The organism is Variovorax sp. Soil_C_19 (assembly GCF_057657255.1).
The window spans coordinates 219,028-243,328 of the sequence record NZ_JBDGIV010000005.1 but is presented as its reverse complement, the minus strand read 5'-3'; the positions used below and the strand labels follow the sequence as shown (position 1 = coordinate 243,328).

General features: G+C 70.2%; 17 protein-coding genes. 6 read left to right on the top strand and 11 right to left on the bottom strand.

Annotated elements, in window-relative coordinates:
- Positions 1–13: 13 nt before the first annotated feature.
- The 5 genes from AC3A6R_RS13345 to mdeB form a co-directional block, all read right to left on the bottom strand.
- The gene (locus tag AC3A6R_RS13345; protein ID WP_487864563.1) at positions 14–700 is read right to left on the bottom strand and encodes a class II aldolase/adducin family protein; all 687 of its coding nucleotides are present in this window, start codon (positions 698–700) and stop codon (positions 14–16) included.
- On the bottom strand, positions 697–2,058 hold the full coding sequence (gene otnK / locus AC3A6R_RS13340) for a 3-oxo-tetronate kinase (RefSeq protein ID WP_487864562.1): 1,362 nt from the start codon (positions 2,056–2,058) through the stop codon (positions 697–699). Before otnK ends, AC3A6R_RS13345 begins: the two co-directional genes overlap by 4 nt.
- A gap of 3 nt (positions 2,059–2,061) precedes the next feature.
- Positions 2,062–3,075, bottom strand: coding sequence for a D-erythronate dehydrogenase (gene denD / locus AC3A6R_RS13335; RefSeq protein ID WP_487864561.1), 1,014 nt, complete (start codon positions 3,073–3,075; stop codon positions 2,062–2,064).
- 40 nt (positions 3,076–3,115) lie between these two features.
- The gene (gene ltnD / locus AC3A6R_RS13330) at positions 3,116–4,108 is read right to left on the bottom strand and encodes an L-threonate dehydrogenase (protein ID WP_487864560.1); all 993 of its coding nucleotides are present in this window, start codon (positions 4,106–4,108) and stop codon (positions 3,116–3,118) included.
- Between the two features lie 109 nt (positions 4,109–4,217).
- Positions 4,218–6,881: an alpha-ketoglutarate dehydrogenase gene (mdeB, locus tag AC3A6R_RS13325; RefSeq protein WP_487864559.1), complete on the bottom strand. Its 2,664-nt coding sequence runs from the start codon at positions 6,879–6,881 to the stop codon at positions 4,218–4,220.
- A gap of 105 nt (positions 6,882–6,986) precedes the next feature.
- On the opposite strand from mdeB, the gene AC3A6R_RS13320 reads away from it, so the two are divergent.
- Positions 6,987–7,463: an Lrp/AsnC family transcriptional regulator gene (locus AC3A6R_RS13320; RefSeq protein WP_487864558.1), complete on the top strand. Its 477-nt coding sequence runs from the start codon at positions 6,987–6,989 to the stop codon at positions 7,461–7,463.
- A gap of 32 nt (positions 7,464–7,495) precedes the next feature.
- Here the strand turns inward: AC3A6R_RS13320 and AC3A6R_RS13315 are convergent, their stop codons facing one another.
- On the bottom strand, positions 7,496–9,700 hold the full coding sequence (locus AC3A6R_RS13315) for a PhoX family protein (protein ID WP_487864557.1): 2,205 nt from the start codon (positions 9,698–9,700) through the stop codon (positions 7,496–7,498).
- Positions 9,701–9,819: 119 nt separating this feature from the next.
- Positions 9,820–10,974, bottom strand: a complete 1,155-nt coding sequence (gene mltA / locus AC3A6R_RS13310; RefSeq protein ID WP_487864556.1) for a murein transglycosylase A — start codon at positions 10,972–10,974, stop codon at positions 9,820–9,822.
- Here mltA and AC3A6R_RS13305 point away from each other — a divergent pair.
- From AC3A6R_RS13305 to AC3A6R_RS13295, 3 genes are all read left to right on the top strand, one after another.
- Positions 10,973–11,134 carry a hypothetical protein gene (locus AC3A6R_RS13305; RefSeq protein WP_487864555.1) on the top strand — a complete coding sequence of 54 codons (162 nt, stop codon included), beginning with the start codon at positions 10,973–10,975 and terminating at the stop codon, positions 11,132–11,134. The genes mltA and AC3A6R_RS13305 overlap by 2 nt on opposite strands.
- Positions 11,135–11,331: 197 nt before the next feature.
- A complete protein-coding gene (locus AC3A6R_RS13300; protein ID WP_487860866.1) occupies positions 11,332–11,988 on the top strand; it encodes a YiaD family glycine zipper/OmpA-like lipoprotein in 657 nt (218 codons plus the stop codon).
- Positions 11,989–12,087: 99 nt separating this feature from the next.
- A complete protein-coding gene (locus AC3A6R_RS13295; RefSeq protein ID WP_487860865.1) occupies positions 12,088–12,663 on the top strand; it encodes an OmpA family protein in 576 nt (191 codons plus the stop codon).
- Between the two features lie 16 nt (positions 12,664–12,679).
- Here the strand turns inward: AC3A6R_RS13295 and AC3A6R_RS13290 are convergent, their stop codons facing one another.
- Genes AC3A6R_RS13290 through AC3A6R_RS13275 form a run of 4 tightly spaced genes read right to left on the bottom strand, consistent with a single transcriptional unit; the run spans position 12,680 to position 20,370 of the window.
- Entirely contained in the window at positions 12,680–13,306 is a 627-nt protein-coding gene (locus AC3A6R_RS13290) for a response regulator transcription factor (RefSeq protein WP_487860864.1), read from the bottom strand.
- Positions 13,307–13,340: 34 nt separating this feature from the next.
- Positions 13,341–15,386, bottom strand: a complete 2,046-nt coding sequence (locus tag AC3A6R_RS13285) for a two-component system sensor histidine kinase NtrB (RefSeq protein ID WP_487864554.1) — start codon at positions 15,384–15,386, stop codon at positions 13,341–13,343.
- Entirely contained in the window at positions 15,386–16,201 is an 816-nt protein-coding gene (locus AC3A6R_RS13280; RefSeq protein ID WP_487864553.1) for a carbon-nitrogen hydrolase family protein, read from the bottom strand. Before AC3A6R_RS13280 ends, AC3A6R_RS13285 begins: the two co-directional genes overlap by 1 nt.
- Before the next feature lie 14 nt (positions 16,202–16,215).
- On the bottom strand, positions 16,216–20,370 hold the full coding sequence (locus AC3A6R_RS13275) for a YhdP family protein (protein ID WP_487864552.1): 4,155 nt from the start codon (positions 20,368–20,370) through the stop codon (positions 16,216–16,218).
- 25 nt (positions 20,371–20,395) lie between these two features.
- Here AC3A6R_RS13275 and glnE point away from each other — a divergent pair, with 25 nt between their 5' ends.
- Positions 20,396–23,194, top strand: a complete 2,799-nt coding sequence (glnE, locus tag AC3A6R_RS13270) for a bifunctional [glutamate--ammonia ligase]-adenylyl-L-tyrosine phosphorylase/[glutamate--ammonia-ligase] adenylyltransferase (protein WP_487864682.1) — start codon at positions 20,396–20,398, stop codon at positions 23,192–23,194.
- Positions 23,191–24,294 (top strand): septal ring lytic transglycosylase RlpA family protein, encoded by a 1,104-nt coding sequence (locus AC3A6R_RS13265; RefSeq protein WP_487864551.1) that lies wholly within the window; start codon positions 23,191–23,193, stop codon positions 24,292–24,294. The genes glnE and AC3A6R_RS13265 overlap by 4 nt, the downstream gene beginning before the upstream one ends.
- Positions 24,295–24,301 lie beyond the last annotated feature (7 nt).

The following is a 24,301-nucleotide window of genomic DNA, read 5'->3' as shown; positions in this document are numbered from 1 at the left end:
TTACTACGGCCGGCTACCAGCGCGCACCGAAGCTGCGGCGCAGTTCGTCGATCTGTTCGGTACCGAGCGGCGCGGGCCGCGCGGCACCGGCGAGCAGCTGGAGCCGCGCGGTCTCTTCGAGTTCTTCCAGCACGGCCATCGCGGCGGCCGGCGTGTCGTGCCACACATTGGGGCCGAGCCGCGCGAGCATCACCGCGCGGATCGGCGTGCCCGCGGCACCGAAGCGTTCGATGGCCTCGGCCACGCGCTCGGCGGCCTCGGGCGCACCGGGACGGTGGTAAGGAACGACCGGCACATGGCCGACCTTCATGACGAAATACGGCGTCAGCGCGGGCAGCAGCTCGGCGCCCTCTTCGCCTTGAGTCTTGCCGAGTGTGAGCGCCACGCAATGCGTGCTGTGCGTGTGGATCACGCAGGCGGTGCCGGCATCGAAGCGGCGCGCGGCCGCGTAGATGCGCATGTGCAGCGCGATCGTCTTGCTGGCGCGGTCGCCGCCGGTCTGCCGGCCTTCGGCATCGAGCCGGGCCAGCCGGGCCGGATCGAGGAAGCCGAGGCAGGCATCGGTCGGCGTGATGAGAAAGCCGCCGTCGTCGTCGAGCCGCACGCTGATGTTGCCGGCCGTGGCATGCACGTAGCCGCGCTCGAACAGACTGCGGCCGACGCGGCAGATTTCCTCGCGGGCGTGGGCTTCTTCCGTCATGCCAGCACCGTGAAGGCGCGGGTGAAGAAATCGTCCCCGCCGAAATTGCCCGACTTGAGCGCGATGTGCATCGCGGCGCCGTCCGCGACGCCGGTGCGCGCATGGCACCACGGCACGCCGGGGTCGATCTGCGGGCCGATCTGCATCTGCGCGATGCCCAGCGCCTGCACGCAGGCGCCCGAGGTTTCGCCGCCGGCCACCACGAGCTGGCGCACGCCGTGCTCGACCAGCCCGCGCGCGATCGCCGCGATCGTGCGCTCGACCATCGCACCGGCCTCCTCGACGCCGAGCCGGCCCTGCACCGACTTCACGGCACCGGCCTCGGCGGTGGAGTAGACGAGCACCGGGCCCCGGCCGATCAACGGTGCAGCCCAGGCCAGCACCTCGGCCGCCACGTCCACGCCTGCGGCGATGCGCAACGGATCGACGGCCATCGCCGCGCCGCCGCGCTGGATGAAATCGAGCACCTGCCGGTTCGTCGCGAGCGAGCAGCTGCCCGACACCACGGCGCGCAGCCCGCCCGCGGCCGGCAGTGCGCTGGCCTGCGAGGACGGCGCAAGGCCGAAGTTGGCCGGCAGCCCGATCGCCGCGCCCGAACCAGCCGTGACCAGCGGCATGTCCGCGAGCGCGGGGCCGAGCCGCAGCAGGTCGTCGTTCGAGACCGCATCGACGATGGCGATCGAGACGCCCTCGGCCTTCAGCGACGCGATGCGTTCCGTGATGGCGTCCGCGCCGCGCGCCACGACCGCATGGTCGATGAGCCCCACCTTGCGCGTGGACTGCGCCTGCAGCACGCGAACGAGGTTCGCATCGGTCATCGGCGTGAGCGGATGGTTCTGCATGCCGCTCTCGCTGAGCAGCACGTCGCCCGCGAACAGGTAGCCCTTGAACACCGTGCGCTTGTTGTCGGGAAAAGCCGGCGTGGCGATGGTGAAGTCGCAGTTCAGCGCTGCCATCAGCGCCTCGGTCACCGGGCCGATGTTGCCCATCGGCGTGCTGTCGAACGTGGAGCAGTACTTGAAGTAGATCTGCCGCGCACCCTGCGCCTGCAGCCAGCGCAGCGCCTCGAGCGACTGCGCCACGGCCTCGGCCGGCGCGATGGTGCGCGACTTGAGCGCGACCACCACCGCATCGACCTCGGCATCGAGGGGCTGAATTTCGGCCCCCACGCTCGGCACTTCGTGTCCTCGCTGCCCCCCGGGGGGGCGCGCGCTTGCTTGGGGCGGCCCGGCGCGGCGCGCTTCCGGCACGCCGATGGCCTGCACCACGCGCATGCCCGCGCGCACGAGGTTGTTGGCCAGGTCGGTGGCGCCGGTGAAGTCGTCGGCGATGCAGCCGAGCAGCAGCTTGGCAGCCATCGCTCAGCCCTTCACCGCGAGCTTGACCGCCTGCGCGTTCTCGCGCACGTAGTCGCGCAGGATGGCGTCGAAGCTCGCGTCGGCTTTCAGGCCCAGTGCCTCGGCGCGCGCCGCATGCACGCGGCTCGGCCAGCTGGTGACGATCTTCGCGATGGCCGCGTCGGGTTCCCAGTCGATCAGCGCGGTGGCTTCCTTGCCCGCGATGCGTTCGAGCGCTGCGGCCATCTCGCGCACCGTGGTCGTCAGCGCCGGCAGGTTGACCGCCGTGCGCGCGCCCCATTCGGCCGCGCTGGCCGTGGCGGCGCGAATGAGGCCCGCGACCGTGTTGCCGGGCGACGCGAGCGCCACCGCGGTTTCGGGCGGCACCGGGCAGCGCGCGCGCTCGCCCGCGAGCGGCTCGCGCAGCATGCCGCTCAGGAAGCTGGAGGCCGCGCCGTTGGGCCGGCCCGGCCGCACCGACACCGTCATGAGCCGCACGTTGCGGCCCTGCACGAAGCCCTTGCGCGCGAAGTCGGCCACCAGTTGCTCGCCGATGAACTTCTGAATGCCGTAGCTGTTCTGCGGCGTGGGCAGCGTCGTGTCCTCGATCACGGCCGGCAGCCGCTGCTCGGGCGAATCGCCGAACACCGCGACCGAGCTGGAGAAGACGAACACCGGCGCGTGGCCCGCGCGGCGGCAGGCGTCGAGCAGCACACGCGTGGTGTCGAGGTTGCTGCGCATGCCGAGGTCGAAGTCGGCCTCGCATTCGCCGCTCACCGCGGCGGCCAGGTGGAACACGAGCTGCGTGTCGGCGATCGGCAGCGCGCCGCCCGTGGCCTGCTCGAGCAGGTCGCCCTGCAGGAACTGCACGCGCGCGTCGGCCGCCAGGTCGGCCGGCGGCGGCACGCGATCGGCCAGGGTGATGCGGGCGATCGGCTGTGCCGCGCCGCCGGCCAGCGCGAGCGGGCCGCCCGCGAGCAGCGTGCGGGCGAGGCGGGCGCCGACAAAGCCGCAGCCGCCGGTGATGAGGATGTTCATGTCGTCGATGTCCTGCAGGTTCGTTGTGTGTGTTGGTGGTTCAGTCGCCGGGCTTCTTCTTCGCGCCCGGCAATTCGATGCCCGGAAAGATCTTGATGACCGCGCTGTCGTCTTCGCGTGCAAAGCCCGCGGTCGATGCCTGCATGAACATCTGGTGCGCGGTGGACGACAACGGCAGCGGAAACTTGCTTGCGCGGGCCACGTCGAGCACCAGGCCCAGGTCCTTCACGAAGATGTCCACGGCCGACAGCGGCGTGTAGTCGCCCGCGAGCACGTGCGCCATGCGATTCTCGAACATCCAGCTGTTGCCCGCGCTGTGCGTGATGACCTCGTAGAGCGCGGCCGGGTCGACCCCCTCGCGCAGCCCCAGCGCCATGGCTTCGGCCGCCGCGGCGATGTGAACACCGGCCAGCAGCTGGTTGATGACCTTGACCTTGCTGCCGGCGCCCGCGCGGTCGCCGAGGCGATAGACCTTCGCGGCCATCGCGTCGAGCAGCGCGCCGGCCTTGGCATAGGCCTCGGGCGTGGCGGCGGTCATCATCGTCATCTCGCCGCTCGCGGCCTTGGCCGCACCGCCCGAGATGGGCGCGTCGATGTAGAGGACGCCGAGCGCGGCCAGCCGGGCTTCGAGCGCGATCGACCAGTTCGGATCGACGGTGGAGCACATGACGAACACGCTGCCGGGTTTCATGGCCGCGGCCGCGCCACTGGCCCCGAACAGCACGGCCTCTGTCTGATCGGCGTTCACGACCACCGACACCAGCACCTCGCACCCGGCAGCCACCTCCGCCGGCGACGCACAGGCCGTGCCGCCTTCATCTGCAAACGCCTGCGCCGCTTCGGGGCGTACATCGAACACGCGCACCTGATGGCCTGCGCGCCGCAGCGAGCGCGCCATGCCGCCGCCCATGGCCCCGAGGCCGATCAATCCGATGGTGGTCATCTTGTCAAATTCCAAGAAAAGAGAAGCACAACCTCGACCGTTCGCATCGGGCGTGACGCGCGCGAGCCGGTCGCCCGTCGGGTGCCGCACACGGCACCTGGCGGATGGTTGGGAGCAAAGGTCTGGAGCGTGTAGGCATGGCCGGGGAAGGGGCGCCTGCACGACTCTAACGCAGGCCCCGCTCTATTGCCGCCAACGCTCAGTTCAACGCGTGCCGCGCCGCCTTGGCGATGTTCGCGGCATCCACCCCGAAGAAGCCGCGCAGCGCCGCGCGCGTGTCGCTGCGGCCGAACCCGTCGGTGCCGAGCGTGAGGTAGCGGCGCCCCTCGGGCAGGAAGGCGCGCACGCTCTCGGGCACGGCGCGCACGTAGTCGGTGGCGGCGATGATCGGGCCCTTGCCGGCGCCGAGCTGTTGCGCCACGAAGGGCGTGCCGGCCTCCTTTTCGCCCGCCATTTCGCGCTGCTCGCAGGCAAGCCCGTCGCGTGCCAGCTCGCTCCAGCTCGTGACGCTGAACACCTCGGCCTCGATGCCTTCGGCGGCCAGCAGTTCGGCCGCCTTGACCACCTCGGTGAGGATCGCGCCCGAGCCCATCAGCGTGACCTTGCCGCTGTTCTTCTTCGCCTTGCCTTTCGCGGGCGCGTACGCAGCGAAGCGGTAGCACCCGCGCAGGATGTCGCCTTCCGCGCCCGCGGGCACGTCGGGCTGCGCGTAGTTCTCGTTCATGAGCGTGACGTAGTAGAACACGTCCTGCTGCTCGACCATCATTTCGCGGATGCCGGCGTCGACGATCACGGCCATCTCGCCCGCGAAGGCCGGGTCGTACGCCTTGCAGTTGGGAATGGTCGCGGCCACGAGGTGGCTGCTGCCGTCCTGGTGCTGCAGGCCCTCGCCGCCGAGCGTGGTGCGGCCCGAGGTGGCGCCCAGCAGGAAGCCGCGCGCGCGCTGGTCGGCCGCGGCCCAGATGGCGTCGCCCACGCGCTGGAAGCCGAACATCGAGTAGTAGATGTAGAACGGCAGCATCGCGAGGCCGTGCACGCTGTAGCTCGTGGCGGCCGCGGTCCAGCTCGCGATGGCGCCGGCCTCGCTGATGCCTTCCTCGAGGATCTGGCCGTCGGTGGCTTCGCGGTAGCTCAGCACCGAGCCGATGTCCTCGGGCGCATAGCGCTGGCCCACGCTCGAATAGATGCCGACCTGCTTGAACAGGTTGGCCATGCCGAAGGTGCGCGCCTCGTCGGCCACGATGGGCACGATGCGCGGGCCGAGCGCCTTGTCCTTCAGCAGGTTGCCGAGCAGCCGCACGAAGGCCATGGTGGTGCTCATCTCCTTGCCGGCGGCCGCGGTGGCGAACTGCGCGTAGCCCGCGATGTCGGGCTTGGGCACCACGTCGCAGGCGGTCTCGCGCCGCGGCATGGCGCCGCCGAGCGCGGCCCGGCGCTGGCGCAGGTACTGCATCTCGGCGCTGTCTTCGCTCGGGCGGTAGAAGTCCATCGCGGTGGCCTGCGCATCGCTCAGCGGCAGGCTGAAGCGGTCGCGGAACTCGATGAGGTCGACGTCGCCCATCTTCTTGTGCGAGTGCGTGGTCATCTTGCCCTGCGCGGCGCTGCCCATGCCGTAGCCCTTCTTGGTGTGGGCAAGGATCACGGTGGGCCGGCCCTTGTGCGCGGCGGCCGCGGCATAGGCGGCATGGATCTTCACGAGGTCGTGGCCGCCGCGCTTCAAGCGGTCGATCTGCGCATCGGTCATGCCCTGGGCCAGGCGCGCGAGCTCGGGGTTCTGGCCGAAGAAGTTGTCGCGGTTGAAGCGGCCGTCCTTGGCCGCGAAGGTCTGCATCTGGCCGTCCACCGTGCCGGCAAACGCGCGCGCGAGTGCCCCGCTCGCATCCTGCGCGAAGAGCCCGTCCCAGTCGCTGCCCCAGATGAGCTTGATGACGTTCCAGCCGGCGCCGGCAAAGAGCTTCTCGAGCTCGTCGATGATGCGGCCGTTGCCGCGCACTGGGCCGTCGAGGCGCTGCAGGTTGCAGTTGACGACCCACACGAGGTTGTCGAGCTTCTCGCGCGCGGCCAGCGTGAGGGCGCTCATCGATTCGGGCTCGTCCATCTCGCCGTCGCCGAACACGCCCCACACCTTTCGGCCCTCGCAGCCGAGCAGGTTGCGGTGCGTGAGGTAGCGCATGAAGCGCGCGTGGTAGATCGAGCTGATCGGCCCGATGCCCATCGAGCCGGTCGGAAACTGCCAGAAGTCGGGCATCAGGTACGGATGCGGATAGCTGCACAGGCCGCGCGCGCCGCTGCCGTCGGTGAACGCGGGCGCGGTGAGTTCCTGGCGGTAGTGCGCGAGGTCTTCTTCGCCGAGGCGGCCTTCTAGAAAGGCGCGGGCGTAGACGCCGGGCGCACTGTGCGGCTGGAAGAACACGAGGTCTCCGAGATGTTGCCCACCACGCGCATGGAAGAAGTGGTTGAAGCCGGTCTCGAACAGGTCGGCCGCGCTCGCGTAGCTCGCGATGTGGCCGCCGAGTTCGCCATACGCCTGGTTGGCCTTGGCCACCATGGCAAGCGCGTTCCAGCGCATCAGCGACGCGAGCTTCTCCTCGATCGCGAGGTCGCCGGGAAAAGGCGGCTGGTCTTCCACGGCGATGGTGTTGACGTACGGCGTGGCCAGTTCGGGCTGCCAGCCGATGCGCTGCTGGCGCGCGAGCCGCGCCAGTTCGTCGAGCATCTGCCGCGCGCGCTGCGGGCCGTGGACCTGCGCGAGCGCCAGGAAGGACTCGCGCCATTCGGCGGTCTCGGCGGGGTCAGGGTCGTGCGAGAGCGTTTCGTCGAGGAGCAGCGCGCGCATCTGGTCGGCGGAAATCGGGGCATTCATGCAAGCACTTTAGGCTGCATCGCGGCGAATTTGCTACCGCCGCACGCAAGTCCTTGCCGACGTAGCGGCATAAAATTCTCCAGATACCCACATTTGCAGAATTTCATGCAACTCGACGCTATCGACCTGCGCATCCTCGACGAACTGCAGCGCGACGGAGCGCTGTCGAACGTCGAGCTCGCGCGCCGCGTGCACCTGTCGCCATCGCCCTGCCTCGCGCGCGTGAAGGCGCTCGAGGCCGCGGGCGTGATCGACCGCTATGTCGCGCTGGCCAATGCCAAGGCGCTGGGCCTCGGGCTCAACGTGTTCATCTCGATCAGCCTCACGACGCAGAGCAAGCAGTCCCTCGCCGACTTCGAGCAGCGCATCGCCGAGCACGACGAGGTGATGGAGTGTTACCTGATGACCGGCGACAGCGACTACCTGATCCGCATCGCGGTGGCCGACATGGCGGCGCTCGAGAAGTTCATCCTCGAGCAGCTCACGCCGATCCCGGGGATCGAGAAGATCCGCTCGAGCTTTGCGTTGAAGCAGGTCAGATACAAAACGGCGCTGCCGTTGCCGGTAGCGCCGTTGAAATAGAAGCCAACCAGCCCGAAGGCTGGTGTTACTGCTTACAGGCCGATCAGGCCGCCGTCGTCCTTGGTGATGACCACGGTGGCCGAGCGCGGGCGGGCGTTGCCGCCTTCAGGCCAGTTGCTGATGAAGGGGTCCGTGAGGCTCTCGGTGCCTTCGCCCGGGTGCTGGATGTTCACGAACAGCGCGCGGCCGTCGCCCGATTCGGCAATGCCGGTGATCTCGCAGTCCTTCGGTCCCACGAGGAAGCGGCGCAGGCCTTCGGTACCCGGCGCCTTGCCGACGAAGGTGGCCTGCGTGCGCGTGGTGGCGCCGTCGGCGTTGGTGATCGTCTTCGCGCCGCCGTCGCCCACCGCACCGGGCAACGCGGCGAGCAGCATGCAGTTGGTGACATCGGTGTAGGCGCCGTCGTCGGTCTCCAGCCACAGCAGGCCGGGGGCCGCCTCGCTGAACCACAGGCCGTCCGGGCTCGAGAAGTCGTTCTCGGCCGAGAGCTGCGACAGGTTGACGTCGGCCGGGGCGGTGGCGCGCGCGCCGAACAGGTACACGTCCCACTTGAAGCTCAGCGACGCCGGGTCGGCGTTGTCGTCGGCAAAGCGAACGATGTGGCCGTTGGGGTTGCCCTTCTGGTCGGAGCCATCCATCTTCTTGTCGTTGTAGAAGCGCGGGTTGGCGGCGTCGGTGGCGCCGATCGGCCGTGACCTGTCATTGGTGTTGGTCAGCGTCAGATAGACGTCGCCGGTTTTGGGGTTGACCGAGGCCCACTCCGGGCGGTCCATCGGGGTCGCGCCGGCCGCGTCGGCCGCTAGGCGGGCGTTGGTCACCACGTCGGCCGCATCGGCGAACGCGTATTTCGCGTTGTCCGAGGTGATGCCGTTCATGCCCAGCGAGAGCTCGAACCAGGTGCCGGTGCCGTCGGCATTGAAGCGCGCGACGTAGAGCTTGCCGTCGTCCATGTACTTGTCGCCGGCCGCGATGCCGCCGCCGATGTCGGCCGCGTCCCAGGCCTTGGCGGAAACGAACTTGTAGATGTATTCGTTGCGCGAGTCGTCGCCCATGTACCAGACCAACGGCTTGCCGACCACGACCGGGCCGAGGCAGGCTCCTTCGTGACCGAAGCGGCCGAGCGCGGTGCGCTTCTTGGGCGTGCTCATCGGGTTGAACGGATCGATCTCGACCACCCAGCCGTAGGTGTTGTGGCCGTTGCGGTAGTCGTCGGTGGCGGTGGCGCCCTTCACTTCGGTGTTCCAGCGGCCGTAGAGGTCGTCGGCAGTGTCGGGCGTGACGGTGGCCCAGAGTTCGCGGCCGTTGCTCGCCACGCCGTAGCGCTTGAACGAGGCGAGTTCCTTGTCCGAGCGTGCCGGGTCGTCGGTGGTCGCAATGCGACGGAAGTAACCGGCCCAGTTCTCTTCGCAGGTCAGGTAGGTGCCCCACGGCGTGGTGCCGTTGGCGCAGTTGTTGAGCGTGCCGCGGGTCTTGCTGCCGTCGGTCGAGTACTTCGTCTTGAGGTAGTCGGTCTTGGCGGCGGGGCCCGAGAAGTGCATCTCGGTCAGGGTGTGGACGCGGCGGTTGAAGCGCGAATCCTGCTTGTAGCTCCAGTTGTTGCCGTTCTTGTTGACCTCGACGACGCTGACGCCGTGCACGTAGAACTCGCGCAGCACTTCGTCGGGGCTGGTGCGCATGCCTGCATCGACCGTCTGGCCTGCGGGGTGCAGGAAGAGCGGCGTGATCGCTTCGTGGTTCATCACGAGCAGGCCGCGCGAGGCGTTCTTCGCATCCCACTTGTTCGATGCGTCCATGCCGAAGAAGGTCATGCCGTCGTGGTGGTCGCCGGCGCGGCGGTCGAAGGTGGTCGCATCGTCGGTGCCGTCGTTCTTGTACGCGGGCACGCCGGCAGCGATCGGGTCGCCCAGGCGATAGAGCACGCTGGCGGTGTAGCCGGCCGGCACGATGACCGCGTCGGCCAGGCTCTTGGCCACGGGGTTGAAGTTCAGCTTCATCGGCGCTGGTGCGGGCGCGGGCGCCGGAGCGGGCGGAATGATCGGGAAAGCCACGCCACCGCCGCTGCCGCCGCCGCATGCCTGCAGCAGTGCGGTGCCGGCGGTGCCGACACCCAGGCCGAACAGCTGCCGGCGGCTCAGGCGCGAGGCGATCAGGTCGGTGAAGGACGGGTTCGAAGTGGGGTTGGTGCCGATGTCGTCGAGGTCGATGCCGTTGGCGTCGGTGCGATTGTTTGCGGTCATGCGCAATGCTTTCGTGGGTTGAAAAGGAACAACCCGCGAAGGTAGGCACTTCGTATGACGGCCAGATGAAAACACGCCCGCTGCGCTGCGGCATCCGAGGCCGCAGCACAGCGCGGCGCTCAGGGCACGGGCGTCTGGCGCGGCCACAGCGCCCAGAGGCGCAGCGGCTGGTTCATGCTTGCGGCGAAGCGCCCGGCGTCGGGACCGGTGCCCGCGAAATAGTCGGCGCGCACCGCACCGACGATGGCGCTGCCGGTGTCCTGCGCCACCACCAGCTTCTGCAACTGGGCGGCCGGGCCGCTAGAGGCCAGCCAGACCGGCGTGCCGTAGGGAATGCTCTCGCGGTCGACCGCGATCGAACGCCCCGCGGTGAGCGGCACGCCCTGCGCGCCGCGCGGCCCGAAGGCGGCGTCGAGCTCGTTCAGCGCCTCTTCGCGGAAGAACACGTAGCGCGGATTGCTCCACAGCAGCTGCGTCAGGCGTTGCGGGTTCTGCGCCGCCCAGGCCTTGGTGTCGTCGGGCCAGCGGCCGACCTTCGTTACGCCTTGCGACATCAGCCATTGCTGCACGCTGCGATAGGGCTGTTCGTTGGTGGCCGCGTACGCCACGCGCACGGTGCGCTGCACGCCACCGGGCTCGGTGATGCGCAGCCGGCCGGAGCCCTGGATGTGCAGCATCAGCGCGTCGATCGGGTCGGCCATCCAGGCGATCTCACGGCCGCGCAGCGCGACCTGGGCGTTGGGCAGGGTGTCGATCTCCTGCCGGGTGTACCAGGGACGGCGCGCCACCAGGCCCTCGGGCGCCCGATAGATCGGCACGTTGAAGGTGGCGGTCGGCACGCGCGAGGCCTCGTACACCGGCTCGTAGTAGCTCGTGAGCTTGCCTTCGCTCGCGCCGGCCAGCGACTCCACGCGGTAGGGCTGGAGCCGCTCGGTCATCCAGCGGCGCTGCTCCTCCGGCGTGGCAATGGCAAGCTCGCGCACTTCGCGGCACAGCGGCGCGAAGGCCGCATTGGGCCGCGCGCAGTTGGCGAGCAGCGCAATCCAGGCCTCGTGCAGCGGATCGTCGCTGAAGCCCGGCAGCTCCGACCAGCCGACCGGCACCCACCGGCTCTTGGGGTGCGCCATCGAGCCGGTGAGCGGGCCGAGGTCACGCGGGGGCGTGACGACGACAGGTGGGGCCACCGGCGTATCGGGCGCGCGCGGGCTGACGGAACAGCCTGCGATCGTTGCTACGATTGCAAGTCCCGACAGCCACTGGAGTCTTTTTTTCATGGGTTTGATTTTGCTCGAAGCCCTTCTGGCCGGGCTCGTGCTCATCCTGATCGTCTGGTGGACCATGTTCTCGGGCCGGAAAAAGGGCGAACTGCACGACGAGGACGGCGCCGCCGACGACAAGGCGCCCGACGAACGGAAGCCGCCGCATCAAATGTGAATTTCTTCTGTAGCCGAAGACCGCGGCGGAATGTCGGAGATTCGCTCTATCGCTATTACTTTAGTAGCAATCATCGCAGTATTCATGGGGTTCTTGCAATGGTTTTCTACTTTCAAGCAATTCTGGAAGGCCGTACCATCGCATGCTTGCCGAGGCTAAGCTGTGTCCCGCCTGATTCAACCTTGAAAGGGATCACCATGAAAAAGTTCGTACTCGCCACTTCCGCCGCCGCCCTCGTCCTCTCCGGATGTGCCGGCATGTCCGACACGCAGCGCAACACCGGCATCGGCGCCGGCATTGGTGCGCTCGGCGGCGCGGCCATCGGCTCCGCCACCGGCGGCAACCGCGGCGCGATCGGAACCGGTGCCGCAGTCGGCGCCGCCGCCGGCGCGCTCGGCGGCTACCTGTGGTCGCAGCGCATGGAAAACCAGAAGCGCCAGATGGAAGCCGCCACGCAGGGCACCGGCGTGGCCGTGACCCAGACGCCGAACAACGAGCTCAAGCTCGCCATCCCGAGCGACGTGTCCTTCGACGTGGGCCGCTCCAACATCAAGTCGAACTTCGCACCGGTGCTCGACCAGTTCGCGAGCGGCCTGCGCGGCAACCCGAACGCCGAGGTGCGCATCATCGGCCACACCGACAGCACCGGCTCCGACGCGATCAACAACCCGCTGTCGGTCGACCGTGCCGCGAGCACGCGCGACTACCTCGTGGCGCGCGGCGTGAGCGCCGCCGCGTTCCGCATCGAAGGGCGCGGCTCGCACGAGCCGGTGGCCAGCAACAACACCGAAGCCGGCCGGGCGCAGAACCGCCGCGTCGAGATCTACGTGGGCGAGCGCGCGCCGCGGGGTTGATCGAACGGTAACCTGGCACAGTCAAAATAAAAAGCCGGCCGGGCGGAGCGGCCGGCGCTCCATTGCCATCGTTTCAATGCTCACAAAGAGGGGAAACTCATGAGGAAGTTTGTTGTTTCGGGTGCGGCTGCGGCCGCATTGTTCGTTGCGGGCTGTGCTTCGCAGCAGTCGACGGCACCAGGCCAGGCCGCCGCACCGGCGGACGGGCAGGCCACCACCGCCGCGCCAGCCAACAGCTGGACCGCGCGCCTGGAGGCGCTCAAGGCCGAGCTGGAGGCTTCGACCAAGGGCACCGGCATGGTGATCGAGCAGACCACGGACAACCAGCTCCACCTGGTGATTCCGAATGAAATGTCCTTCGACGTGGGCCGCGCCAACGTGAAGCGCAATCTTGCCCAGGTCCTCGACAAGGTGGCCGAAGGCCTGCGCAGCGCCGCCGCCGCGAGCGTGCGCGTGGTCGGCCACACCGACAACACGGGCAGCGAAGAAGGCAACGAGCGCCTCTCGGTGAGCCGCGCCGACAGCGTGCGCAACCACCTCGTGGCGCGCGGCGTCTCGACCACCGCAGTGACGACCGACGGCCGCGGATCGCGCGAGCCGCTCGCCGACAACGCCACACCGGCCGGCCGCGCACAGAACCGCCGCGTCGAGATCTTCGTCGCCGAGAAGAGCTGAACCTCCTGGCAGCCTGCTAGAGGTCCCTGAGGCGGTTGGCCAGCTCGACCGCCGACTTCACTTCCATCTTGTCGAACACGCGCGCGCGGTGGACCTCCACCGTGCGCACGCTGATCGCGAGCTGATCGGCAATCAGCTTGTTCGGCAGCCCTTCGACCACGAGCCGCATCACGTCGCGCTCGCGCTCGGTCAGTTCGGCGATGCGCTCGACAAGCCCGCGCCGGGCCTGCTGCCGTTCGAGTGCGCGCAGCGACGCCCCGAGCGCCTGTTCGATGCGGTCGACCAGCGCGTTGTCCGAGAACGGCTTTTCGCAGAAATCGAAGGCGCCGCGCTTCACCGCGTCGACCGCGGTCGGCACGTCGGCATGGCCGGTGAGAAAGATCACCGGCATCGCCGCGAGCAGCCCGCGCTCGGCCAGCCGGTCGAACAACACGAGCCCGCTGGTGCCGGGCATGCGCACGTCGAGCAGCAGGCACAGCGGCTGCGCGGGCAGCGGGCCCTCGGCCAGCCGCTGCTCGAAGGCTTCGGCGCTCGCGAAGTGCTCGCTTTCGAGACGGCGCGAGCGCAGCAGCCAGGCCAGGGCCTCGCGCACGCTGGCGTCGTCGTCCACGATAAAGATCAATCCATCGATCAGCGGTTGCATATCCATTCCATGAACGGCCGTGTGCCGTTCTTCTTCATGTGCTCGGCAGGGTAAACCGGAACACCGTGCCCCGGGGCTGATTGGGCTCGAACATCAGCACGCCGCCATGCTGCTCGACCACGGTGCGGCACAGGCTGAGGCCGAGCCCCATGCCGTCCGCGCGGGTGGTGAAGAACGGCGTGAAGAGCCGGCCCGCCACGTCGTGGCTGATGCCGCAGCCGAAATCGGTGACCGAGAATTCGAGCCAGCGCCGCACGTCCTCGGCGCCCGAGGAACCGCCCACGGCCACCGCGCGCGCCACGCGCAGCCGCAGCAGCCGGCGGCCGCTGTCGGGCGCGTCCATGGCCTGCATCGCGTTGCGCGCGAGGTTGAGCAGCACCTGCTCGACCAGCGTACGGTCGCACATGACCGCAGGGAGCCGGTCCTCGAACACCACCTCGATGCTCACGCCGAGCTTGCGCGCCTGCAGCCGCACCAGCGGCAGCACCGCGTCGATCAGCGCCTGCGGCGCCACGGCCTCGCGCGTGCGGTCGCGCCGCCGCACGAAGTCGTGCACGCTGCGGATCACCTGGCCGGCACGGTCGGCCTGCTCGGCGATGCGGCGCACGGCCATCGCCACTTCGGCCTGCGGACCGCTCGCCTGCGGCCCGAGCATGTTGAGCGAGCCGGTGGCATAGCTGGCGATGGCCGCCAGCGGCTGCGTGAGCTCGTGGCTCAGCAGCGAGGCCATCTCGCCCACCGTGGCGAGCCGCGCGCTGGCCTGCAGGCGCTCCTGGCTGGCGCGCGAGAGCTCTTCGATGCGGCGCTGCTCGCTGATGTCGATGAAGGCGCTCATCCAGCCTGTCTGCACGCGCTGCGCGTTGATCAGCGGCGCCTCGAAGATCAGCACCGGAAAGCGCGTGCCGTCCTTGCGCATGAAGACCGATTCGAAGCCCTCGCGCGGCGGCATGCCGCCCGCGAGGCGCCGCACCTGCCGCTGCTGGTATTCGTGCGCCAGCTCCGTGGGCCAGTACGGCGCCTCGATCGACGCGCCGCTGCCGGCCATGAGTTCCTCGGGCGTGAAGCCGACCATCTCGCAGAAGGCCGGGTTGACGTAGGTGATGCGCCCCTGCAGGTCGCGCGCGCGCAGGCCGGTGATGACCGAGTCTTCCATGGCCTTGCGGAATGCGAGCGCGTCGGCAAGGTCGCGCTCGGCGCGCAGGCGCCGCCGCGTGTCGCGCGCGAGCAGCACCAGCACCGACACCAGCGCGATCGAGATCGCGGTGACCAGCCCCGTGAGCACGTTCGGGAACAGGTCGGGCGCCGCGCGCCAGCCATCGACGCGCAGCATCAGCGCGTTGCCGGGCAGGTCGATGAGTTGCTGCGAGGTGAAGACGCGCGTGCCGGTGCGGCGCGAGGTGCCGAGCGCCGCCAGGCGCGTGCCGTCGGTTTCGGTGAAGGCTACTTCCTGGCCGCGCGTGAGCGCGGGTCCGACCAGCTCGATGAGCGTGTCGCGCAGCGAGTAGCTGGCCACGAGGAAGCCGCCGGCGTCCATCGGCACGCAGAGCTCCATCACCTCGATGCCGGCGCCGGCGAGCACCGGCACGTAGTGGCTCGGCGAATAGGCGGGCGCGCCGAGCTTGCGCGCGGCCGCGCAGGCCAGCGCCACGTCCGGCTGGCCGGCGCCGCGGCTCGCGTCGTCGATCAGCCGCGTTCGGTAGGGCGTATTGGCCGCGGCAAGCGGGCGCAGCGCCGCATCGCGCCATTCGAGCCGCAGCCACTCGCGGTGCTCGCGCAACAGCGCGGCCGCGGCCTCGGTCCAGTGCGCGCGGTCGATGCCCAGGGCCTGGGTGGCGCGCAGGCTCTGGCCATTGCGCTGCAGCCCGGTGCGCAGGTCGGCCACCGCATCGCTGGTGTCGCGGTCGAGCGCCGCCTGCACCTGCTCCACCTCGTGCCGCCCCGCGAGCCAGACCACGGTGACCAGCAGCGCCGACACCAGCACCGCCAGAATCAGCCAGAGGAACCAGCGCTGCCACAGCGAGCGCAGTCGCACGAAGGCGGAGGTCGCCCAGCGCGGCGGCGCGACGCTCAGGGCCTGCATCAGAGCACGCAGTGCGACAGCGCGGGCAACTGCGCGCGCATGCGTCCGGCCTGGCCGGCGTCGATGTCGAACAGCACCACGCCTTCGCCCTCGGCCTGCTGGGCCACCACCGAGCCCCAGGGATCGACCACCATCGACTGGCCCCAGGTCTGGCGGCCGTTCTCGTGCGTGCCGCCCTGCGCGGGCGCCACCACCCAGGCCAGGTTCTCGATGGCGCGGGCGCGCAGCAGCACTTCCCAGTGCGCGGCGCCCGTCGTGCGCGTGAACGCGCTCGGCACCAGCAGCAGGTCCGCGCCCTGGCGAGCGAGCGCGCGGTAGAGTTCGGGAAAGCGCAGGTCGTAGCAGACGCTCATGCCCACGCGCCAGCGGTGGCCGTCGCGCGAAGGCAGGTCGAACACCACGGGTTCGCTGCCCGGCGCGATGACACGGCGCTCGTCGTAGCGCTCGGCCCCGTTGTCGAAGTAGAAAAGATGGATCTTGTCGTAGCGCGCCACGCAGCGGCCCTCGGGCGAGTAGGCGAGCGAGCTGTTGAACACGTGCTCGGCTTCGGGGCTCTCGATGGGCAAGGTGCCGCCGACGATCCAGAGCCCGAACGTGCGTGCGGCATCGGCGAGGAAGTCCTGCACCGGGCCCGATCCGGCGGTCTCGCGCAGGCCGAGCTTGTCGGTGTCGCGTGTGCCCATCGTGCAGAAATATTCGGGCAGCACCGCGAGTTCGGCGCCGGCGGCCGCCGCCGCCGCAAGCAGCTCGTGGGCGCGCCCAAGGTTGGCTTCGCGGGTGATGGCCGAGACCATCTGGAGGGCTGCGACTTTCATGGTGAGGTCTCCATTCACTTGCCGCCGAGGCCCGGCGCCGGCAGCAGGCTCTGCGGCTCGGGAAAGATCGAGCGCGGCACCTTGGCGATCTTCGGGTCGGCCCAGGTGCCTTCGATGTGGAACTCCTGCGTAGCCGCTGCAGCGAGCGGCTTGCTGAGCACCCACTGCGCGAGGAAGGTGCCCAGGCCGATGGCCGGATTGATCGCCGTGGCCACCAGGGCGGCCGTGCCGGCATTGATCTCGGGCACTACCACCACGCGAAGGTCTTGCGTCTCGCGCACGATGTCGGCCGAGCCGTCCATCAGAGCCGCCGCATTGACGCCCTTCATCTGCAGGTTGTTGGTGCTGGCGATGCCGCTGCGGATGCGGGCGTCGCCGCGGATGAAGTCGAAGGCGAAGCCCTGGCTGAACACGTCGCGGAAATCGAGCGTGAGCCGCCGCGGCAGGGCCTGCAGGCTCAGCACGCCGAGCAGCTTGGCCAAGCCCGGATCGGCCTTGAGGAACTGGCCCGCGCCGACGTTGACCTGCAGCTGTCCGCCGAGGCTCGGGTAGTCGAGCGAGAACGGCGAACCGCGCCACTCGACCTCGCCTTCGAGCCGGCCGCTGCCGCGCCGCAGCACGCCGGGCATGCCGAAGCGCGTGAGCAGGTCGCCGGCGTCGGCGATCTCGAGCTTGAAGCTCATCGACGTGCGGCGCTGCTGCTCGCCACGCCCGGGCGTGGCGGCCCAGGTGCCCTTGGCCGAGAAGCTGGCCTCGGGCACCGTGAAGCTCAGCTTGTTGAGCAGCCACTCGCGGCCTGCGCCGCCGCGGTTGACGGCGTCGATCTCGGCGCGGCCGAGGCGCTTGCCGAGCAGTTCGAAGTCGTCGATCACGATGTCGAGCGCCGGCAGCGTGCCCGGCTGTTCATCGAGCAGGGTTTCGACCTGCTTCGCCTCGGTGGGCGCTATCTTGAGCCGCGCGAGCCGCGCATAGAGGCGCCCGGCCTGCGTGTGGCGGTACTCGGCATAGCCGCTGAGTTCGGTGGCGTCGATGTTGGCGCGCCAGAGCGCCCCGTCGCGCGTGCCGCCGAGCACCACATCGTGCAGCGTGCGGCCCGCGATACCGAGCTCCTTCGCCCGCACGGCGATGCGCGTGGGCAGGTAGCCCATCGACGCCTCTTCAGCGCCCGCCGTTTCGCCCGTGCCGCCGCTGCTGCTGCCGCCCGCGGCGGCCTGGCCGACCAGCGCCTGCCAGGCCGGCATGTCGAGCTTGGTCACATTGACGTTGGCGAGCACGCCGTTGTCCGGCACGCTCGCGGTCTCGCCCTCCGCCAGGCCGACGCCGATGCTGCCCCGCAGCACCCGCGGCTCGGCGCCGGAGATGTCGCGCACGTATTGCGCTTCGCCGATGCGACCGAGCGCCATCGAGAGCTGGTCCTGCAGGGGCACGGCCACACCGTTGCGCGTCTCGCGCTGCAGCACCTTCTTCTCGATGCGCAGCGGCATCGCCTCGTCGGCCGTCTTGACGAGCGGCGCAGGCAGGTCGAGCGCCAGACCCTGCAGCGTGCTGGTGAGCGAGAACTCGGGCACGTCGTCGCGCATCGAGAAAGTGGCCGCATAGGGCGTGCTGCCGCTGGCCTTGGCGGCGATGCGCGTGAGCCACTCGGCCTCGCGCGCGCCGCGCAGGCCTTCGGCCGACGCGGTGCCCTGCGCCTTCAGCGCCACCTCGCGGTTCGGCCCGGCGAAGCGGCCCCGGCCCTCGATGCGGATGTCGCCGCCCAGCAGCCGACCCTGCACGCTCGCGAGCGAGAAGCCGGTTTCGGTGAACCCGACCGCGCCCTTCAAGTCCGTGAACGACGGCGCCTCCGGAACGAGCTGCAGTTCGTTGCTGCCCGACAGCGCGATGCTGGCCTGCACCTTGGCCGCATCGAGCGCGGCGAGCGGGAGTTCTAGGCGCAGCCGGTAGTCGGCAGGGCCGGCGGCGCGGACGCGCGCCAGTGCCTCGCCGGTGTCGCCCCCGACCAGCGGCGCGCCCACGCGCAGCAGCTCGCCGAGCGGGCCCCGGGCCTGGGCGTCGACGCGCAAAAGCGAGGCATCGTGCGACATGTCGGCGATCTGCGCCTCGGCCCGGGTGATTTCGATGCCCGCGGTGCCGGCCAGCTTGCCGCGCGCATTGCGCACCAGCATGCCCGCGCGTTCGAACACCAGTTCGCCCGACACGCCGGTGAGCGCGGGCCACACGGGTTCAGGCGCGGCCGGGGCCGCGGGCCTGGTCGCCTTCGAGGCCGTGGCGGCCGCGAGCGCCGAGGCCGGCGGCACATAGGCGTAGTCGACGCCGGCGACCTTGGCCGCAATGCGGAACTCGCCCTGTTTCGGGTCCATGAAAGGCATGTCGTGCAGGTCGCCGCGCACGCGGAAATCGACGCTGCTCGCCACGCCCTTGGTGACGGCGCTGCGCACGTAGTCGCGCGTGTGCTGGGGAATGTCGAGCGGCAGGTAGCGGTACACCCGCGTGCCGTCGGCGCGCACCAGCTTGCCCTGGAGATCGAGCACGCCCGGATAGCGCGAGCGGCCGGCCGACACGGCCGGGTCGCTGGTGCGCCAACTGGCTTCGGCCTCGCCTTCGGCATCGGCATTGGCGAAGCGCAGCTTCGACACCTGCAACTGCGCGGCGCCCTTGTCGAGCTTCCACTGGAGCTGGGCCGAGAGCCGGTCGACCGGAACGACCGGTTCCTCGAACACGCCAGGAAATTCCAGCGTGCCCTGCGCGATGGCGAGCGCTGCGTTGCCGCCCGCCTGGGTGGCGTCGAACTCGAGCGTGGCGCCGCTCAGGCCGGGCGCGCCGGCGTTGGCGTGCGGAGCCGGGGCGGCGGTGCCCGCGGCTGGCGGAGGGCCGGCCTCGGCAGGTTGCGCGGCAACCCGCAGGCCGCTGATCCGGCCCTTGGCCTGGTAGCGCTCGGGCGCACCGAGCGAGCCCTGCCAGTTCAGCTCGATGCGCTCGACCAGCCCGCGCGGCGCGTAGGCGTCGAGCAACCGGTGCGTGGCTTCGCCCAGCGGCAGGCGGTCGGCAATCAGCGCAAGCGCCGCCAGGTCGAGCCGGTCGGCGCGCAGCGCGCCGTGCTCGGGCGTGGGCCCGCGCGCGGGCGAATGCTGCAGCCACAGGTTGCCGCCGGGCCAGCGCATGCCGTCGGCGGTGTCGAACTGCAGGGCCGCGGTCGAGAACTCGAGATGGTCTTCGCTGAGCTGGCCGGCGAGTCGCCCCGTGACCGAGCGCAGCACCAGCGGCTGCAGGCCGCGGCCCAGCGAGGCATCGACGCGGTGCAGGCCAAGGTCGGCGGCGCCGCCGACGATCTGGCCGTCCTTCACGTCGGCCCACATGCGCAGCGCGCCGTTGGCTTCGCGGATGCGCGCATCGATCGACACGTAGCGGCCCAGGCGGGTCACGTCCATGTAGGGCAAGTCGGCGTAGATCTGCCCGTCCCAGGTCTGCCAACGGCCGGAGCGCACCGACAGCAGCGGCTGGCGAAACTGGCCGCGCAGCGTGAAACGCTCGCCCCAGCCAGCGGGCGGCGTGGCGTCGAGCCGCAGCGCGTGGCGCCGGCCGCCGTTGCGCGCGACGAAGCGCACGTCGCTCAGGAGCAGCGGCTCGGCCTGGCGCTGCTCGTCGGTCCAGCGCACCGTGCCGCCTTCGATCACGAGTTCGCGCTGGGCGAAAAACCAGTCGGCCGCACGGGTCTCTCCGGTGGTGTCGTTGGCCATGTGGAGGCCCGCCACGTGCAGTTTGCCCATCGCGTCGCGCCGCACGTCGATCTGCGGGCCCTCGATGTAGAGCTGCTCGAAGTTCAGGCGCCAGAGCGAACGCGGCGAGACGCTCGCAACGATCCGCACGAGGCGCAGGGCTTCTCGCTGCTGGGCATCATGGAGCACCACGTCGCGCAGTTCGAAGGCCGGAAAGAGGCTGTCGGACCGCGCGGTGATCGACCCGATGCGAACCGGTACCCCGATGGCCCTGCTGGCCTGGGCCTCGAGTGCGCCACGGTAATCGCCGATTCGCGGCACAATCCACGCGTGTAGGACAACCACTGACAGCGCCAGCAGAAGCCATGCAGCGATCAGCAAACCCAGCAGCCAGCGCGCGGTCGCAGCGGTGATCTTGAGCAGACGTGAAGGGGGAGACGCCGTGTCGTTCATTGAGGATCGCGCTGTGTCCGGAATTATGACCGCCAGCATCCAGACGGGTTCCTCGGGAGCCGATAACAGTGTGAACCAGTTGCCATCCACGCCATCCGCTGCGCCTGAGGCCGCGCCCCTTTCCTCCTACTCGCGTTTCGTGCAGCGCTTGCGGCGCCGCTATGCGGACGAACTGCGGCTGCTCGCGCCCGGCGCGCCGCGGCGCGAAGCGATGGCCGCGGCCTACGACGCGCTGCGCGCGCGCGGCGACGCGGTGGGCGATGCGCTGCGCACCGTGCGCCAGCTCGTCATGGAGCGGCTGGTCACGCTCGACTGCGACCACCAGGCGCCGTTGGCCGTGGTGACCACCGCGGTGACCGAACTCGCGGAGTTCGCGCTCGACGTCGCCTGCCGCGACGCCTGCCAGGAACTCGACGCGCTGCACGGCGCGCCGCTCGGGCCCGACGGGCAGCGCGCGCAGCTCTGGGTGGTGGGCATGGGCAAGCTCGGCGCGCGCGAGCTCAACGTGTCGAGCGACATCGACCTGATCTACCTCTACGACGCCGACGGCGAGACCGGGGGCGACGCCGACGGCCGCGGCCGACTGTCGAACCAGGAGTATTTCGGGCGCGCCGTGAAGCGCATCTACGCGCTGGTGGGCGACACCACCGAGCACGGCTTCGTGTTCCGCGTCGACCTGGCGCTCCGGCCGAACGGCAATTCCGGCCCGAGCGTGGTCTCGCTCGATGCGCTCGAAGAGTATTTCCAGGTGCAGGGGCGCGAATGGGAACGCTTTGCCTGGATGAAGAGCCGGGTCGTGGCGCCGCGCGCCATCGTGTCCGAGGGACTCGCGCAGGGCCTGCGCGCCACGGTGCTGCCGTTCGTGTTCCGCCGCTACCTCGACTACAGCGTGTTCGATTCGCTGCGCACGCTGCACCGGCAGATCCGCGAGCAGTCGGCGCGGCGCAGCGCCGGGCGGCCCGAGCGCGCGAACGACGTGAAGCTCTCGCGCGGCGGCATCCGCGAGATCGAATTCACCGTGCAGCTGCTGCAGGTAGTACGCGGCGGGCAGTTCCCCGAACTGCGCACCCGGCCCACGCTCGATGCGCTGCAACGGCTGGCGCGCGCAGGCCTCATGCCGCAGGAGACCGCCGACACGCTGGCCACGGCCTACGAGTTCCTGCGCCGCGTCGAGCACCGCATCCAGTACCTCGACGACCAGCAGACGCACATGCTGCCGGTGGCCGACGACGATCTGCGCTGGGTCGCACAGACCATGGGCTACGCCAACTGCTGCCCGTTCCTCGAGCAGCTCGATGCGCACCGCGAGTTCGTCGCGCAGGAGTTCGACAAGCTCTTGGGCGGCGACAAACCCTGCAACGGCAAGTGCAGCGGCAAGAACGCCGCTGCACCGACCGATCTGGCCGACCTGCTCGATCGCCTGCCGCCCGCCTTTGCGGCGCGCATCCACGACTGGTGCGAACAGCCGCGCATGATGGCGCTGCGCGACGAGACGCGCGCGCGGCTGCGGCAGTTGGTGCAGCGCACCGGGCAATGGCTCGAGGAACCCGACGGCGACGGACCGGGGCAGACGCCGCGCCACGTCGAGGCTGCATTGCGCTGGGCCGACTGGATCGAACCGCTGCTGCGGCGCGAAAGCTACCTGGCGCTGCTGGTCGAGCGGCCCGCCGTACAGGAGCGCCTGCTGCGCCTGCTGGGCGCCGCCAAGTGGCCCGCGCGCTACCTGATGCAGCACCCGGGCGTGATCGACGAACTTGCGAGCGACGAGATGCTCTCGGGCCGCTTCGTCGCGGCCGAATTCGAGAGCGAGCTCGAGGCGCGCCATGCGTCGCTGACCCGCACCGGCGAGGCCGACGAGGAGCGGCTCTTGAACCTGCTGCGCCACGCCCACCATGCCGAGGTGTTCCGCACGCTCGCGCGCGACGTGGACGGCCGGCTCACGGTCGAGCAGGTGGCCGACGACCTGAGCGCGCTGGCCGACGCCACGCTGCGCGTGACGGCACGCTGGTGCTGGCCGCATGTGCGCAACCGGCACCGCGAGGTGCCGCAGTTCGCGATCATCGGCTACGGCAAGCTCGGCGGAAAGGAACTGGGCTACGGAAGCGACCTCGACATCGTGTTCGTCTACGACGACGACGACGAGCGCGCCGGAGAGGTCTACGCCGCCTACGTGCGCAAGCTGATCAACTGGCTCACCGTGAAGACGCGCGAAGGCGACCTGTTCGAGATCGACACGGCCCTGCGACCCAACGGCAACTCGGGCCTCCTGACGACCAGCTTCGAAGCCTACGAGCGCTACCAGCTTGGCCGCGGCAGCAACACCGCGTGGACCTGGGAACACCAGGCGATGACGCGCGCGCGCTACGTGCTCGGCAGCGCAGCGCTCGGCGAGCGTTTCGACCAGGTGCGCGAGGCCGTGATCGTGGCGCCGCGCGACCGCGAGGCGCTGAAGGCCGAGATCATCGCGATGCGCAACAAGGTGCGCAGCGCCCGGCCGGTCAAGGCCGACCGATTCGACGTCAAGCACAGCCCCGGCGGCATGGTCGACGCCGAGTTCGTGCTGCAGTTCCTCGTGCTGTCGTCGTCGGCGGAACACCCGGAGCTCATACCGAACCTCGGCAACATCGCACTGTTGCTGCGCGCCGAAGCGGCGGGGCTGCTGCCCGAAGGGGTCGGCCGCGCGGCCGCCACCGCTTACCGCGAGCTGCGGCGCGTGCAGCACCGCGCGCGCCTCAACGAGGAACCGACCCAGGTCGCGCCGACGGCGCTGGCGGCCCAACGCGACGCGATGCTCGCGCTCTGGAAAGCGGTGTTCGGCGGATGAGGGCCGCCGCCCGTCTTCATGCACCCTGGGCCGCATGCGCGCTGGCGCTCGCGGTGCTTCTCGCGGGCTGCGCCAGCGGTCCGCGCGGCGGCCGCGACGGACCGGCGGCGAGCATTCCCGCCGGCCTCGACCGCGTGCCCGACGCCGAGCCCCGCATCGAGCCCATCCGCGCGAGCGGCGGCACGAGCAAGCCCTACACGGTGCTGGGCCGCGCCTACCAGCCGATCACCGACGACCGGCCTTTCCGCGAATCGGGCATCGCCTCGTGGTACGGGCGCAAGTTCCACAGCGCATCGACCGCGAGCGGCGAGCCCTACGACATGTACGCCATGACGGCCGCGCACAAGACGCTGCCGCTGCCGAGCTACGTGCGCGTGCGCAACCCGGCCAACGGCCGCGAGGTGATCGTGCGCGTGAACGACCGGGGGCCTTTCGTCGACGGCCGCATCATCGACCTGAGCTACACCGCGGCGCTCAAGCTCGACCTTTTGCGCGGCGTGGCGCCGGTCGAGATCGAGCGCATCACGAACGAAGACATCAGCACCGGCGCCTGGCGGCGCGACGCGGGCAGCACCACCTATGCCGCGGCCGGTCGTGCCGCGACGCCGCGCGTCGCCGACGCCTCGGTAGCGGTGCCCGCAGCCTGGGTCGCGCCGGTGGCGGCGAATGCGCCCGAAGCGGTGACCATGCCCGTGACGCCGCCGACGCCGGTCGCGCCCGCTGCCCAGGCCGCGCTGCCCGCCGCGCCGGACACGCCGCCGCCGCGGGCGCCGATCGTGGTGACCGACCTCGCGCCGCTGGAACCGTTGGCCGCACCGACAGCGCCCAGCCCGGCATCCGCCGCAACGCCCTCCCCGGCTTCGACCGCCGGCTTCTGGGTACAGCTCGGCGCGTTCCGCGAGCAAGACGGTGCACAGCGCCTGCTGGGCGAGGCGGCGCGTGGGCTGCCTGCGCTGGCGCCGCAACTGCGGGTGTTCAGCGAGGCCGGCACGCACCGGCTGCAGGCCGGGCCTTTTGTGTCGCGCGAAGCGGCCGGCGAGGTCGTTTCGCAGCTGCGCGAGAACCTGCGCATCGCGCCTGTGGTGGTCGAGCGCCGCTGAGCCGGGG

What these genes read in the sequence shown, in the direction of transcription:
- AC3A6R_RS13285 (WP_487864554.1), bottom strand. Translation starts at nt 15,386, where the DNA reads ATGCAGGCCCTGAGCGTCGCGCCGCCGCGCTGGGCGACCTCCGCCTTC.
- mdeB (WP_487864559.1), bottom strand. Translation starts at nt 6,881, where the DNA reads ATGAATGCCCCGATTTCCGCCGACCAGATGCGCGCGCTGCTCCTCGAC.
- mltA (WP_487864556.1), bottom strand. Translation starts at nt 10,974, where the DNA reads ATGAAAAAAAGACTCCAGTGGCTGTCGGGACTTGCAATCGTAGCAACG.
- denD (WP_487864561.1), bottom strand. Translation starts at nt 3,075, where the DNA reads ATGAACATCCTCATCACCGGCGGCTGCGGCTTTGTCGGCGCCCGCCTC.
- AC3A6R_RS13300 (WP_487860866.1), top strand. Translation starts at nt 11,332, where the DNA reads ATGAAAAAGTTCGTACTCGCCACTTCCGCCGCCGCCCTCGTCCTCTCC.
- AC3A6R_RS13305 (WP_487864555.1), top strand. Translation starts at nt 10,973, where the DNA reads ATGGGTTTGATTTTGCTCGAAGCCCTTCTGGCCGGGCTCGTGCTCATC.
- AC3A6R_RS13345 (WP_487864563.1), bottom strand. Translation starts at nt 700, where the DNA reads ATGACGGAAGAAGCCCACGCCCGCGAGGAAATCTGCCGCGTCGGCCGC.
- AC3A6R_RS13290 (WP_487860864.1), bottom strand. Translation starts at nt 13,306, where the DNA reads ATGCAACCGCTGATCGATGGATTGATCTTTATCGTGGACGACGACGCC.
- otnK (WP_487864562.1), bottom strand. Translation starts at nt 2,058, where the DNA reads ATGGCTGCCAAGCTGCTGCTCGGCTGCATCGCCGACGACTTCACCGGC.
- glnE (WP_487864682.1), top strand. Translation starts at nt 20,396, where the DNA reads ATGACCGCCAGCATCCAGACGGGTTCCTCGGGAGCCGATAACAGTGTG.
- AC3A6R_RS13265 (WP_487864551.1), top strand. Translation starts at nt 23,191, where the DNA reads ATGAGGGCCGCCGCCCGTCTTCATGCACCCTGGGCCGCATGCGCGCTG.
- AC3A6R_RS13320 (WP_487864558.1), top strand. Translation starts at nt 6,987, where the DNA reads ATGCAACTCGACGCTATCGACCTGCGCATCCTCGACGAACTGCAGCGC.
- AC3A6R_RS13295 (WP_487860865.1), top strand. Translation starts at nt 12,088, where the DNA reads ATGAGGAAGTTTGTTGTTTCGGGTGCGGCTGCGGCCGCATTGTTCGTT.
- AC3A6R_RS13280 (WP_487864553.1), bottom strand. Translation starts at nt 16,201, where the DNA reads ATGAAAGTCGCAGCCCTCCAGATGGTCTCGGCCATCACCCGCGAAGCC.
- AC3A6R_RS13315 (WP_487864557.1), bottom strand. Translation starts at nt 9,700, where the DNA reads ATGACCGCAAACAATCGCACCGACGCCAACGGCATCGACCTCGACGAC.
- AC3A6R_RS13275 (WP_487864552.1), bottom strand. Translation starts at nt 20,370, where the DNA reads ATGAACGACACGGCGTCTCCCCCTTCACGTCTGCTCAAGATCACCGCT.